At 38.4% G+C, this 13,162-nt stretch carries 14 protein-coding genes and 1 pseudogene; 12 read left to right on the top strand and 3 right to left on the bottom strand.

Annotation, left to right across the window (positions count from 1 at the left end):
• The first annotated feature begins 11 nt into the window (after nucleotides 1-11).
• Both GRP75_RS29565 and GRP75_RS29560 read left to right on the top strand, forming a co-directional pair.
• On the top strand, nucleotides 12-170 hold the full coding sequence (locus tag GRP75_RS29565; RefSeq protein ID WP_160788992.1) for a recombinase family protein: 159 nt from the start codon (nucleotides 12-14) through the stop codon (nucleotides 168-170).
• Nucleotides 164-340 carry a hypothetical protein gene (locus GRP75_RS29560; protein ID WP_160788991.1) on the top strand — a complete coding sequence of 59 codons (177 nt, stop codon included), beginning with the start codon at nucleotides 164-166 and terminating at the stop codon, nucleotides 338-340. Before GRP75_RS29565 ends, GRP75_RS29560 begins: the two co-directional genes overlap by 7 nt.
• A 397-nt stretch (nucleotides 341-737) precedes the next feature.
• Here GRP75_RS29560 and GRP75_RS07490 read toward each other — a convergent pair whose 3' ends face one another.
• A complete protein-coding gene (locus tag GRP75_RS07490; protein ID WP_337194218.1) occupies nucleotides 738-869 on the bottom strand; it encodes a hypothetical protein in 132 nt (43 codons plus the stop codon).
• A 146-nt stretch (nucleotides 870-1,015) separates the two neighbouring features.
• Here GRP75_RS07490 and GRP75_RS07485 point away from each other — a divergent pair, with 146 nt between their 5' ends.
• Together GRP75_RS07485 and GRP75_RS07480 are read left to right on the top strand one after the other, a co-directional pair.
• A complete protein-coding gene (locus GRP75_RS07485; RefSeq protein ID WP_160788989.1) occupies nucleotides 1,016-1,720 on the top strand; it encodes a hypothetical protein in 705 nt (234 codons plus the stop codon).
• Between the two features lie 189 nt (nucleotides 1,721-1,909).
• On the top strand, nucleotides 1,910-2,740 hold the full coding sequence (locus GRP75_RS07480) for a hypothetical protein (RefSeq protein ID WP_160788988.1): 831 nt from the start codon (nucleotides 1,910-1,912) through the stop codon (nucleotides 2,738-2,740).
• Between the two features lie 1,002 nt (nucleotides 2,741-3,742).
• Here the strand turns inward: GRP75_RS07480 and GRP75_RS07475 are convergent.
• Nucleotides 3,743-4,633, bottom strand: a complete 891-nt coding sequence (locus GRP75_RS07475; RefSeq protein ID WP_160788987.1) for a hypothetical protein — start codon at nucleotides 4,631-4,633, stop codon at nucleotides 3,743-3,745.
• A gap of 346 nt (nucleotides 4,634-4,979) precedes the next feature.
• Here GRP75_RS07475 and GRP75_RS07470 point away from each other — a divergent pair.
• Together GRP75_RS07470 and GRP75_RS07465 are read left to right on the top strand one after the other, a co-directional pair.
• Nucleotides 4,980-5,144, top strand: a pseudogene (locus GRP75_RS07470) (GMP synthase (glutamine-hydrolyzing)); the annotation flags it as partial.
• Nucleotides 5,145-5,617: 473 nt separating this feature from the next.
• Nucleotides 5,618-6,235: a Type 1 glutamine amidotransferase-like domain-containing protein gene (locus tag GRP75_RS07465; protein ID WP_160788986.1), complete on the top strand. Its 618-nt coding sequence runs from the start codon at nucleotides 5,618-5,620 to the stop codon at nucleotides 6,233-6,235.
• Nucleotides 6,236-6,305: 70 nt separating this feature from the next.
• Here GRP75_RS07465 and GRP75_RS07460 read toward each other — a convergent pair whose 3' ends face one another.
• Complete coding sequence (locus GRP75_RS07460) at nucleotides 6,306-7,436, bottom strand: Gfo/Idh/MocA family protein (RefSeq protein WP_160788985.1); 1,131 nt, start codon at nucleotides 7,434-7,436, stop codon at nucleotides 6,306-6,308.
• A gap of 131 nt (nucleotides 7,437-7,567) precedes the next feature.
• Between GRP75_RS07460 and GRP75_RS07455 the strand changes: the two genes are divergently transcribed.
• The 6 genes from GRP75_RS07455 (at nucleotide 7,568) to GRP75_RS07430 (ending at nucleotide 12,718) form a co-directional block, all read left to right on the top strand.
• Nucleotides 7,568-8,413, top strand: coding sequence for a LysR family transcriptional regulator (locus GRP75_RS07455; protein ID WP_160788984.1), 846 nt, complete (start codon nucleotides 7,568-7,570; stop codon nucleotides 8,411-8,413).
• Nucleotides 8,414-8,432: 19 nt separating this feature from the next.
• Entirely contained in the window at nucleotides 8,433-9,104 is a 672-nt protein-coding gene (locus GRP75_RS07450) for an SGNH/GDSL hydrolase family protein (RefSeq protein ID WP_023987035.1), read from the top strand.
• Between the two features lie 159 nt (nucleotides 9,105-9,263).
• The gene (locus GRP75_RS07445; RefSeq protein ID WP_160788983.1) at nucleotides 9,264-9,734 is read left to right on the top strand and encodes a MarR family winged helix-turn-helix transcriptional regulator; all 471 of its coding nucleotides are present in this window, start codon (nucleotides 9,264-9,266) and stop codon (nucleotides 9,732-9,734) included.
• 21 nt (nucleotides 9,735-9,755) lie between these two features.
• Entirely contained in the window at nucleotides 9,756-10,694 is a 939-nt protein-coding gene (locus tag GRP75_RS07440) for an NADP-dependent oxidoreductase (RefSeq protein WP_160788982.1), read from the top strand.
• Nucleotides 10,695-10,734: 40 nt separating this feature from the next.
• Nucleotides 10,735-11,124, top strand: coding sequence for a nuclear transport factor 2 family protein (locus GRP75_RS07435; RefSeq protein WP_160788981.1), 390 nt, complete (start codon nucleotides 10,735-10,737; stop codon nucleotides 11,122-11,124).
• A gap of 223 nt (nucleotides 11,125-11,347) precedes the next feature.
• On the top strand, nucleotides 11,348-12,718 hold the full coding sequence (locus GRP75_RS07430; RefSeq protein ID WP_023987039.1) for an NCS2 family permease: 1,371 nt from the start codon (nucleotides 11,348-11,350) through the stop codon (nucleotides 12,716-12,718).
• The last annotated feature ends 444 nt before the right edge of the window (nucleotides 12,719-13,162 follow it).

Raw genomic sequence — 13,162 nt, 5'->3', positions numbered from 1 at the left:
AAACAACGTAAATGTATGTTTTTTATGTGCACCTATATGCGAGGGTAAGCACTTTAGGTCAGAATCTTGACACTCAACTTAAACAGCTACAAGATTATGGATGTGAAAAAATATACAAAGTAAAAGTTAACGGTAGGACAAAAAAACTAAGGAACTTCAAGTTATGTTAACGAAAGCTATTGAAGGTGTAAATACTTCCACAGCTATAGGCAAGCTTCTAATTGTGCTAAGTGGTATTGCTGAAGCGAGAAAGCGGGGAGTTTATAAAGGTCGTCCAAAGAAATATACTCAAAAACATAGTGGACTTAATCATGTTATTTATAAAGAGGGATGTAAATAACTACACAGTTAAACAGATATGCGAAATAACAAAGCTTGGTAGAAGTACACTTATAGTGAGCAGCAACAAAGAGGGCTTCATGATGGAAGATTATCTGAAGAAAGTATGTAACATTTGTTCGGCAATAATAGATACAATAAGAGGATGCAATTCGTTGATTAAAGAGCTAATCTCAAAAATTATAAGAACAAATTTGATGAGCGATAGATTTTATTCTACTTAAATACTAGGGGGATAGTTTCTACTTTTTCATGATTGTTTAGACATTGAAAAGGGCTATGCACACTAACAGACCGAGCAAACTTCATTTATATCTAATTCGTATGATTAAACTAGCATTTATGGCAACGTTAAAAGAGCATGAGATGTTAACCATATCTCATGCCCTTTGTGTTGGTTATTCATTCATTTTCTCATATTCCATCTCAACCATGCGTATTAAGTCTGACGGTTTGACTTTTAAAGCTTTAGACAGTTCAAATATTGTTGTAAGCGAGGGTTGGCTGTTGCCAAGTTCCATCATAGATATGAAGGTACGTTCTAGTGTTGAAAGTTCTTTTTTTAGGTTTTTTTGTACAATTTCGACATAATTCTACAATATTTCTATCTAAAAAATGCTATCGTAGTTCTTACTTACTATAATGATTAGAAAGAGTGATAGTATTGGATGACTCGATGTCTAAAATAATAAGATTTGCTAAAAAAGATTTATCAACTTACTCCATGCTATACAAGAAAATTTGGAAATCATTTTTATTTTATTGTATAAGTATTATTTTATATTTTGTTGGTACAATTCATTTATTGATAAGTGTCATAAATGATGATACTACTTGGTCTTGGTCAATCTTTTTCGATTTTATTCTAGCCATTACTTTTTTTGTTTCATCACCATTATTGAAGCAGCAATCTAAAAAGTTTGTCTCCAGGCACTATGGTAACACTATGAACAGATTTGAAAAGCAGTTAGAAATTGAACAAATACGTCTTTTGAAATTAGAACTTATACGTCAGGGTTACGATAACGATGAAAAAGTCGACGATTTAGCAGACCAGCTTGAGAATATAACTGATAATCTAAAGTGGGAAAGATGGTTGCCTGTATCTATCTGCGGAATAGTTATCTTGCCCATTTGGAGTGAATATGTAGGTTTTCGTTATAATGTCTTGTTGCAAGAGAAATTATATGACAAGGTTTTTATTTTAGTGGGTTCTTTGGCAACTATAGCGTTTTTTTTGGTTCTTGTCCCTTTCTTTATAATTTATCCTATTTTTAAATCAATTGTTTTAAAAAGTATTAATAAGCAGTATAAATTATGCAAGTGGCTGAGAAGAATATCACACGATTACAAGAGAGGAACACCACCACCTTCTGTATAATTATTTATAGTTAGCGTATTTGTATTGGGATAGTTAAAAAGCTACAAGCTGAGGGAAAGTCAAAAAAACTGTATTTTTTCATTTTATAAGAACAAGCTTAGTTTGACTTGATATATCAACATTTAACTATATATTTTGAAGAAACAAGAACTAACGATTTAATATAACATATATTAAGTGAGGCGGACAATGGAGATTGATTTGACTAAGTATTTACCTGTATTAGCGGCTATTATTTCTGCTGTTCTTGGTTATTTTTTAGGGTCAAGAACTAAAAAAAATGACAGATTGATTCAATATACTCAAGAAAATCTTAAAGATGTTTTTAATCCAATGTACCATGAGTTGTTAAAGATATTTTCTGATTCAAATGAGTCTAGAAAAAGAGAAGATTTACTTGATGTATTTTTTACGAATTACCTTTCGAGAGATACCATCATTTATAAGTTAGGAAACTTAGAATTATTAGATAATTTTTATGAATTAAGTAGTAAGTATAAGCTTTTTAAAGAGAAACGTCAGGAAGAAATATGGAAAGATTTTTGGTATGATTTTGATTGTACTTTATTTTATAAAATAAAAGAAGGATATAGAAATTCAATAAATCTACTATATCGTGATTTTAATTGGCAACAGTACGTTCAAACTAAATCTTATTGGAAAAAAATTTATTATGAGTCAATGAAATTCTTATTTGAAACGACTAAAGGATTAAATGTGCTCTCACTACTAATGGTTTATTTCTCTGGTTGTAATAGTCTATTTGAACTTGGACTCTTTCCAGATGATTTCTGGGATTTCAGTCTGATAATTTTAGGATTAAGTATTTTAGCTATACTAATATTGTTACCTGTTAACTTTCAGTATATTTCTTTAACTTCAAATTCTAAACAAAGTTTTAGTAGAAAAGCCATGAAAAGGTATTCTCCAAAGTTACTTGAAAAATGGGATGCGTTTTTAATTGGTAAGAGGAAGTACGACAAAGTTCCTAGCATGTATAAAAAATCAGATATTCATTAGTAAGTAGTATGAACATAAGCAAAAAACCGCAATGATACGATTTGAATACTGATACGCGCAATTACTGGGTTAAATCAAATCCGAATTTTATAACCAACATGTACTAAAACACAAATAAAATATAGGAATAATTGATTCCTAATTCTGAACAAAGGCGATTCTTCCATAGGATGAGTCGTCTTTTTAGTGATTTTTTTAAGTTGTTTTGGCAATTAAGTAGTGCCTATGTATCATTTTTAAGAGTAATCCGCTTAGAAAATACAAATAGTTCCTGTGATGTATTGCAATTGTATGTATCTTGAATGACAAAGGGGAGTAGCATATAACATTAATATGCACACGCTTACTGCGCTTGTGATGCTAATATTTAATATCTATGTAAAGAGACATGACAAAAGTAGCAAAGCACCAGATGTAGTTACTATTTTAGGGATGGCGTCGGACTTTCTTTAGGAGTTGCAACAATTTTTCTTAGAAGCATACTGCAGTTCTTATCATAGGGTGTGCATTAGTTATTGTGCGTATTCTGTATAGCTGGAAGAGAAGTGGTAGCGATAAGTCGAAAAGCAGTTAATCTAAAGGGGGAATCACATAAATATAGGGAACCAGATTTGGATAATCGCTGAAGTGTGATTTTGACATTTGTTTTAGTGATATACTTATATTAGTGATTGTTCGATATTTGCAACTTGTAACTAATACCCCTCATTAGTATTTTAAAGACGCTTAGGTGAACAGTGTATAAAATAAAACAATGATAGCACTTGGCATATAGAGCTAAGTGCTATTCCTATATGAATAGATTTAGATGATGTTTCTACAATGAGTCTGAAATTAGCTTTTTGTAACCTCTTAAATCAGTAAAATAGAAGTTAAGATCTATTGACTATTTCGTGACTATTTTGCCTCTTGTTCAAATAAATTTGTCTTGATATTTCTTTTATACAAAACTAGAACGTGAAGCTTAGCGTGTAGCTGTTAGCATATACCTTGCTTTTTGCTTCAGTCAGAATCTCTGAGACTCTGGTCTTTTGATTCTGGCGGCTTAGAGGCTTTATTTTGTTCACTATAATCAACATTATAAGGGAATTTAATAATATAGCGTGCAATCTGCCAAGGTTCCAGTTCTAATTCATCTTTATAATGTATTGTATGAAAATCCTTATTTGGTTCAGTTTTGTAATGAAATAAAATAATATCTAAAATCCATAATAAAAAACATACACTTGCCATAATAAAGGAAAAGTATAGCAATGGAATGACTGTTTGCATAATTAATTCATAAATCCTACCAGTATCAAATTTCTTTATGAAGTATACTGCAATAATTGGAATCCAAAGTTGAAGCGAAAATTTAAACATAAATATACATAAATCAAAGAGCAACTTGAAAGCTTCATGCGTAACACGATTGAATAAACCCATGTGTTCCATTCTATCAAACCAACTATAATGCTTGTGTAGAATGTACCATCTCCTATTTAAATCTTTAAATACATTCTCGTAAAAGTCTCCAAAGCATGCCCATAAATAATTGAATTTTTCTTCATTAGGATCACTTTTATAATGATACTTATAGAAATTACATAATCGAGTGTGAGATTTTAATGTAGCGTAATCATATTCTAAAATTAAAGGAGATTCATTGGAATCAATTTTCTGCATGAATTTTATAAATTTATCTGATTTTATTTGTTTATTGTTCTCATCAAGAATAGCTTCCATATCATAAACTAATGGTCTGCTAATCGTTTGGAATTGTTTTTCTATATTACTTATGAAATGGTCATATTTTTTTTGACGCCTGCTTGTGTAATAGGCAACAATCCAACCGCAAACTCCTGTTATAGCTGCAAGGTATGGAATAATATTAAAATCAGATTCAGTTCCCATTACGAGCCCCCCTATTGTTCTAAAATATATATCGAATATATAATATCTATTTTTTATATTTACGTTTGAGATTTTTAATGTGATATTGCCTCAAACAGTGAGGAGCCCCTTTGCTGATATAAAATAAGATGAAAGGCAGTCGCCTAGTAGATTGGTGAGTGTTTTTTGTTTTGCTAATTAAGAGAGTTCTAACTAAATATTTATATATAATAATGTTAAATAGTTTAATGCTACAATGTTCTGCACATTTCATTATTGAAATTTATGGTTTTACCTGCTACAATTGATATACATAAATAACGTGATAATTGAATTGTAATTCACTCTATTTTGGATAATTTTCTTCATTCGTGCGGTAACCTCCATCGACGGTATGACCGCGGACTGGGCACGTATCCCTTGGGATGTGCTGGAGAAAATTTCGGTACGTATCGTAAACGAAGTGGACAACGTCAACCGCATCGTGTATGATATCACCTCCAAACCACCAGCAACGATTGAGTGGGAATAAACGCGGAGACTCCCGCGCCGTAACCATCAATCCTTTAAGATTTACCAATACAACATCAGGACTCCTCCGTATCGGCGAAATATCGCTATGCGGTTGGAGTCTTTTTTACGGGTGCCAGGTCGAACCTTTGCTCGGGAAAGTTTACTGTACGGCAACCTCAATCGACGGGGGTTAGCTAAAGGCGAACAGCATTGCCTCATGCGGCGGAGATATGAAGTCATTTATTGTTGCAAAACGGAATATGAAGCTGAAAAAAGGAGATATTATTCAATGGTAATGTCTCCTTTTTTTATATGGTTTTATTAGATTTAAGCTATAAATAGCTTAAATCAAGTATGAAATTAAACGTTCACTTCTTTTTCATGTCATGCTCTAATGGTGTCATGTTTTGATACTAATATATTTTATAATGTACCTAGATTAAAGTGTTGCATATCTGTTTTATTAAACGCTGTTCTAAGGAGAATAAAGAGATGAAAAAATTATTTCTGTCGTCCTCATTTAAGGATGTTGCACCATGCTTAGTCCATTTCGCTGGTGAAAACTTAGAAGGAAAAAAAGTCACCTTCATCCCAACCGCAAGTATTCCAGAGAAAGTTAAGTTTTATGTGGATTCAGGGAAAAAAGCATTAGAGAATTTAGGATTAGTCGTGGATGAAATCGAAATCGCCACAGCAACATTGAATGAAATAGAGAGTAAAATTAGAGAAAATGACTATATTTATATTACCGGAGGCAACACATTTTATTTACTTCAAGAGTTGAGAAGAACCGGGGCTGACAAAATCATTGCTGATGAAGTTAATGCAGGGAAGTTATATATAGGCGAATCGGCAGGTTCGATGATTTTATCACCGAATATCGAATATGCCCGACTTATGGACAATGTGGAGGAGGCGCCTGCTTTGGATTCCTTTATTGCGCTCGGGATAATTGAATTCTATCCAGTCCCCCACCATACGAACATCCCGTTTAAAAAAGCGGTGGAGAACATCATTGAGGAATATGGCAACCAATTAAATTTATATCCAATCAGCAACGCGGAAGTTATTTTGGTTGAAAGTGACAGTATAAAGGTCGAGAATGCATGATTTTAAAAGATCAAGAACCTTTAACTCCACATCTATCGTGGTGTTAAAGGTTCTTTTTTATAATTCAACCTTACCATACGATCCTTTTCCCAGTTGCAGCTGATTCCTCAATGCGGTCCAGTAGCTGATGCAGCTTTAAGGCATGGTTGAAATCGGGAGCGAGACGGGTGTGTGTCAAAATATCCTCGGCAAAAACATAATGAGCCTTGGCTACATTCAGGGTTACCCCTTCTTTTGGGAAATCTAGGCTTATATTAGGCTCTCTAGTTATACGTATTTGTTCAAAAGCACCATTAGGACCATGACTCTGCGTACTGCTTGGATCGTACACAAGTTTTTCGAGCGTTAGATTCCCGAATTGAACATGCCCATGCGAAGGATTCTGTGACAAACGCAAAATGCCCTTTTTCCCTTGAATCTCTATCTCAAACTTAGAACTCACTCCACCTTGAATGTGAACGGATACCGGTGCTCCTTTTTCCAATAGTCCGTGAATCAGAATCTGATCGGCTGTATCCTTGGAAATGACTTCACCCGTTTCCTGAATAGTGGCTTCGTGATAACGGGATGATGTGATGGCCGATAGCTCGCGGAATTCGCCAACGATGTATTGCAGCGCATCCAGGGAATGTCCGCCATTAATCGTAAGCAGATTAGCCCCATTGGCTCTATTCAGCAAATAAGCGGTGTCCTGATTTACTTGTCCTCCTTTGCCGGGAGTAGCTACTTGCATATGACAGGATATAATTTCACCAATCTCTCCGCCCTCCACGAGCTTTTTCATCGTTTGCACTTCAAGATCCTGCCGTGCCTGCAAGCCGACGGTATGATGAATGCCTGCCAGTTCCGCCGCTTTGGCCATTTCAGCAGCTTCCGCAGTGTTTGCCCCCAAGGGCCATTCACAAAAAATATGCTTTCTCTCTTGAATTGCCGCCATCACCGCCTCGTAATGATGGGGAACTTTTACGCTCACCACGACCATGTCCACATCCTCGGAAGCTGCGAGCTTTTTGGAATCATCAAAAGCTAGTGCCGCACCTACTTCTTCTGCGCTTTGTCGCGCACTCTCCATACGAGAGGTACCGACGGCAGTGATATCCAGGTTCGAGTGCTTGAGCAAAGCCGGAATATGCGTTTGACTGGCCCATTTATTATTCATCGAACCTCCTACGATACCTACACGAATCTTCTTTTTGATCATGTTGCCATACCTCCTAATTTTTAAAATGAGGGTGGGAAATTGCATCCAAGGCCAATATAATACACTTAACTCATAAATAATAATGCTTGTTTATGATATAGGTATCATTTTATTTGATGGGTGGTGAAGGGATGGATATTGAAAATATGCAGGCGTTTGTTTCGGTGGCAGAGCTGAGAAGCCTGACAGAAGCAGCACAAAAGTTGAATCACCTGCAATCGAATATGACGGCCAAAATAAAGAAGCTGGAGGCCCATTACGGCACAGCGTTATTTTATCGAAAACCCCGTGGTATGGAGCTGACACCCGCAGGAGAAACCTTGTATGCTCAGTTCAAGCAAATGTTGTTGCTATGGCAAGACACGGAGATGAAAATGAGACCGCAGGAGGAAAAGCTGCGCATCGGTACCATGCAGTCCATTGTTGCAGGGGAAACAACAAGGGCGCTTACGAAGGTATACGAGTTGTACCCGCAGGCCTCAGTTACATTAAAAACCGGAACCACCACGGAAATGGAGCGGTTGATCCTCGACGGCGAGCTTGATATTGCTTTTGTTACAGGGTATCCCACCAACCCCTATATTCATTATCAAAAAATATGCCGTGAAGAACTGGTGCTGGTGGGGAAAGGCATACATGAAGGCTCGGATCTCAAACAGGTACTCCAAGGAGCGTCTATTATCATATTGTCGGATGGCTGCCTGTACCTCACGTATTTAAAGAAGATGTATCAGGACATGCAATTGACTCATGGCGAGGTGGTAGAGGTCGGTGTGTTTGATACGATGGTGCAATTTTCCTTGATGGGAATGGGAATCACCCTCATGTCCAAAAAGCTGGCGCGGCAATTTAAAGTAACATCCTATTTGCCCGCTCCCCCAATCTTCGGCTACATGGATACATATTTAATAACCCGGCCAAATCACGAAATGACAGCGATTGAACATAAATTTATCGAAATCAACAATACGATCTAATAGATAGGAGAGATATCGAATGACAATCAATCAAGGCAAATACCAAGGCAGCCATGCTGTATTTCTGGGCGATAGCATTACGTTTGGATATGAATTGCGTGATGGAGAAAAGCCTTACCCCCACCTTGTGAGCGACGCACTGGGATTCCTAACCTTTGAGAATCACGGCATATCCGGCAGCAGTGTAGCCAGCGGCGGTTTTGAACCGATGTGTGAGCGTTATGAGAAAATGAACCCTCATGCAGACGTGATCTTTTTTATGGGGGGAAGAAACGATTTTTCGATGGGAGAAATACCGTTCGGTAGCTTGGATACGCCATCGACAGAAACGCGTACGTTTTATGGTGCGCTCAAGCATATTGCCGAAGGACTAATTAACCGTTACCCGGACAAGCTGATCGTCTTTTTGACTCCGCCTCACGGATCAAGTGATACGGTTCCTGAGCATCTGCCTAATGCCATTACTGGTCAAGTCTATAGCGCGTATGCACAGGCCGTGAGAGAAGTGGCCTCACTTTATTCTTTCCCGTGCTGCGATCTGTGGAATATCGCCGGAATTCAACCACTATTGCCTGTACATAAACAGATGTACTTTACAGGGGAAAATGGTGTTCCTGACGGCCTGCACCCGAATCAGGCAGGCCACGAGCGGATGGCGGCCCGTATTATCGGATTTATGAATACACTGTAATTTGGACCATTTCATCGTTTTATCGAATGACCCTACTAACTACAAATTCTAGATTGCTCAGGCTTATTCGTTTAGCTTGAGCATTTTTTTGTGATTGTAGGATTTGTATATATAGACTTGTCTCAGGGCTTGTTTATTTTTAGAGGGGGTGTATAATACTTGATATATCAATTGATGGGTCAAGCATTAGAAGGAGGGTTTGTCATCGAACATTGCTCTGAAAGAAGCCAGTTGTTTTATCGCATGCATCTTTTGTGTAAAGAAATGAATAACGCTTTTGAAGCACAATTAAAAACCAGCTTTACCAAGGTCGAAATTTTGTATCATATTGATCATCGTCAGGAACTAAGTCAGCTGGAGCTCCAACACCTGCTCGTTCTGGATGGTGCAGCAGTGACCCGACATCTGAGAAGGCTGGAAGAGGAAGGTCTGATTTTACGTAGTAAAAAAGAGCAGGATAAGCGTGTGACCTATATACGTTTGACCGAATTAGGGGTTCAAGAGCTGCAAGTTTTGTCAGAGCAAAGACAAGCCTTTCAGGAAAAGCTGCTCTGTAAGTTTACAGATGAGGAAATTGTGGTTTTGACAGATGTGCTACAACGTATGTCTAGCAATGTAAAGAATATGTAAATGTGCGAGGAGGAAATGAATATGAAAGCCATCGTTATAGATCAGTATGGAAGCAAGGATGAATTGAAAGAAAGAGAAGTGGCTACTCCTATACCACAGGCTCATCAGGTTGTAGTCAAAGTGGCGGCTACCTCCATCAATCCAATTGACTGGAAGCTGCGTGAAGGTTACTTAAAACAAATGATGGATTGGGAGTTCCCGATTATTTTAGGCTGGGATGTAGCCGGCACTATTTCGGAAGTAGGCAGCGAGGTCACCGATTGGAAAGTGGGAGATGAAGTGTTTGCACGCCCGGACACCACACGGTTCGGTACTTATGCCGAGTATACCTTGGTGGATGATCACCTGCTGGCACGTAAACCTGCCTCAATTTCTTGGGAAGAAGCCGCTTCTGTACCTTTGGCGGGGTTGACTGCTTGGCAGGCGCTCTTTACACATGGTCAACTGACCAAAGGGGAAAAAGTATTAATCCACGCAGGTGCAGGTGGCGTAGGTATGTTTGCTATCCAGTTTGCCAAACAAGCCGGAGCCTATGTCATTACTACAGCCAGTGAGCGTAATCATGAATTGCTTGCTTCATTGGGAGCCGACCAAATCATTGACTATCGTACAACTCGTTTTGAGGAAGTTTTATCTGATGTGGACGTGGTGTTCGATACGATGGGCGGGGATGTTCAGAAGAATAGCTTTAAGGTAATGAAAAGGGATACCGGACGGATCATATCCATTGTCAGCAATTTTGACGAAGAGCTGGTGAAGGAGTACAACGTAACGGCCAAAAATATATGGCTGGAGCCCAACGGACAGCAACTACAGGAAATTGCCGATCTGTTGGAGCAAAAGAAAGTAAGATCGGTAGTAGGAGCTACGTTTCCTTTTTCACAAAAAGGTTTGTATGACGCACACGCTTTAAGCGAAACTCACCACGCTGTCGGTAAAATTGCAATAACCTTCTCATAAGGACGCATACACATATACAGCACGAAAGGAATTGCACACGATGAAGATTTTAGAAGAATATTTTCACTACTATGATTTAGCAAAAGATGACGAGAAGAGTAGAGAACGATTAATTAGCCTTTTTTCTGAGAAGATTGAGTTTGTATTGAATGGTGATCGAAAACAAGGTATGAACAGTTGGAAAAGCTTCTTGAATATGTTCTTTGAGGGATCGCTCGAAATCAAGCATATGTATGAAGGTTGGAAACCTGTACCCAGAGAACCTGATACTTATCAAACCAAATGGGCAGTGTGTGGTAAAAAAGCAACAGGCGAAGTTTATACACTTACTGGAGTGGACAAGGCCCGGCTGGATGCGGAAGGTAAGATCGTTTATCTGGAAAATATACCGGACACAGCGAATGCCTTTGATAAGTACAAAAATATCTGATTCCTCTAAATCATAACCCGGCAGCTGAATAATAGCTTGCGGGTTTTCTGTTTTCCGAACAATACATATGTGTTCAATTTGTAACATTCGCTTTTTCTGTTGACAAGCAGTAGGTGAGAGCCTAAAATAACGAATGTAATAATATAGCGCATATGAATGCGAATATTACTTCAAACGAACGATAACAATACGAGTATGCTTTGCGTAGGAGGAATTACGACTCATGGAGCGTTTCTTTAAATTAAAGGAACATGGCACGAACGTCCGCACAGAGATTATTGCGGGGATTACTACTTTTATGACCATGGCTTATATTCTGGTGGTCAACAATACTTTTTTAGGTCCGACTGGAGCAGGTATGCCCAGTGAAGCTGTCTTTTTTGCGACGGCGGTAGGTGCAGGTTTGGTTACCATACTGATGGGTTTATTCGTTAATGTGCCGATCGGCATGGCGCCGGGTATGGGCTTGAATGCTTATTTTATGACTGTAGTCCTGAGTTCCAATGGCATGATTACTTGGCAAGCGGCACTTGGCGCTGTATTTATATCCGGTATCGTCTTTCTGATTTTAACCGTGACACGAGTAAGACAGATGCTGCTTGTTGCGGTTCCGGAAAATTTAAAGACAGCCATTACAGTGGGTATCGGCTTGTTTATTACGATTGTCGGCTTCAAGCTTTGTAATCTGGTTATGGTGAGTATCGTTCCAGGGACAGATGTTGGTCAGCCGGTTCCGGGTCATGCTTTTAATTTGATTCTGGGAAGTCTGGTACATCAAAAGGATGCACTGCTGGCGCTAATCGGATTGCTTATTATCGCAGCACTGATGGTCGTTCGGGTCAAAGGTGCATTGCTGATTGGAATCGTAGCTACTACATTAATCGGTATTCCGATGGGAGTAACAAATCTGAGTAGCTTGACAACAGGCAACTGGATTCCTGATTTCAGTAATTTGGCTGTAGGTCAGTTAGACTTGAAAGCAGCTTTGCATATTGGTCTGTTTGATATCATTTTCATTTTCACATTTGTAGAGTTGTTTGATACATTTGGTACCTTGGTAGGTACAGCTACACGCGCGGGTATAATGAAAGATAAGAAAAAAGGCGAGAAAATTATCGGTAAAGCGATGCTGGTGGATGCTGTTGGCGTAAGTACCGGCGCAGTATTGGGTACAAGTACGATTACAGCATTCGTAGAAAGTTCCGCAGGGGTAGAAGAAGGCGGACGTACCGGACTGACTGCTGTAACGACAGGTGTTCTGTTCTTGTTGGCCCTGTTTATTGCACCATTGGCTCTGGTTGTGCCTTCTGCCGCTACTGCTCCAGCTCTGATAATCGTTGGGGTCCTAATGATGAGTCAGGTTCGCAACATCGACTGGGATAACTTCCTGTTGGCGTTTCCTGCATTTTTGACCATCGTGCTAATGCCTTTCACAGGTGGAATCGCGAATGGTATCTCTGCTGGTATTCTGTCTTACGTTGTGCTGGCTGTGTTCAGTAATCTGTTTACCAGCAATAAAGTTAAAATTCACTGGCTCATGTGGGTGCTTGCTATTATTGTAGTGATCCGCTTTGCCTTTATGGGCTCCGAATAATCAGTAGATATAGAACACAGAACCTCTTTCCTGTTGCTTAAGGGAAGAGGTTCTTTTTTTGTAGTTAGACGCAGATAGATACAAAGAAGCTATTATATAGAAGGAAAACGAATAATAAATAAAGCATTGTGAAATCTTATCTAATAAATGCTTGCAATAGGGATATGCATATGGTATATTCTAATTCCGGCCAAGAAATACAATGTTGCGAGCGAGTGTTACAAGAAAAGATTTCAAAAAAATGCTTGCAAAGTTGGTTCGGACATGATATGATATAAGAGTTGATGAAGCGACAAGCTAAATCAACGAAAAAGAATGTTTGATCTTTGAAAACTGAACAACGAGTGAGTAAAACGATTTTGTTCGCAAAATCAAACAAGAGATATTTTTATCTCGTCAGTTTCAAAATGAGCTTATCGCTCTTTCTATAAACCGACTTCGGTT

Source organism: Paenibacillus sp. OT2-17 (assembly GCF_009827695.1).
In the GTDB taxonomy this organism is placed as follows: Bacteria; Bacillota; Bacilli; order Paenibacillales; family Paenibacillaceae; genus Paenibacillus; species Paenibacillus polymyxa_B.
This window is presented reverse-complemented; position numbering and strand designations above follow the sequence as displayed.

Coding starts and splice junctions, on each gene's coding strand:
- GRP75_RS29565 (WP_160788992.1), top strand. CDS start 12: ATGTATGTTTTTTATGTGCACCTATATGCGAGGGTAAGCACTTTAGGT.
- GRP75_RS29560 (WP_160788991.1), top strand. CDS start 164: ATGTTAACGAAAGCTATTGAAGGTGTAAATACTTCCACAGCTATAGGC.
- GRP75_RS07485 (WP_160788989.1), top strand. CDS start 1,016: ATGTCTAAAATAATAAGATTTGCTAAAAAAGATTTATCAACTTACTCC.
- GRP75_RS07480 (WP_160788988.1), top strand. CDS start 1,910: ATGGAGATTGATTTGACTAAGTATTTACCTGTATTAGCGGCTATTATT.
- GRP75_RS07475 (WP_160788987.1), bottom strand. CDS start 4,633: ATGGGAACTGAATCTGATTTTAATATTATTCCATACCTTGCAGCTATA.
- GRP75_RS07465 (WP_160788986.1), top strand. CDS start 5,618: ATGAAAAAATTATTTCTGTCGTCCTCATTTAAGGATGTTGCACCATGC.
- GRP75_RS07460 (WP_160788985.1), bottom strand. CDS start 7,436: ATGATCAAAAAGAAGATTCGTGTAGGTATCGTAGGAGGTTCGATGAAT.
- GRP75_RS07455 (WP_160788984.1), top strand. CDS start 7,568: ATGGATATTGAAAATATGCAGGCGTTTGTTTCGGTGGCAGAGCTGAGA.
- GRP75_RS07450 (WP_023987035.1), top strand. CDS start 8,433: ATGACAATCAATCAAGGCAAATACCAAGGCAGCCATGCTGTATTTCTG.
- GRP75_RS07440 (WP_160788982.1), top strand. CDS start 9,756: ATGAAAGCCATCGTTATAGATCAGTATGGAAGCAAGGATGAATTGAAA.
- GRP75_RS07435 (WP_160788981.1), top strand. CDS start 10,735: ATGAAGATTTTAGAAGAATATTTTCACTACTATGATTTAGCAAAAGAT.
- GRP75_RS07430 (WP_023987039.1), top strand. CDS start 11,348: ATGGAGCGTTTCTTTAAATTAAAGGAACATGGCACGAACGTCCGCACA.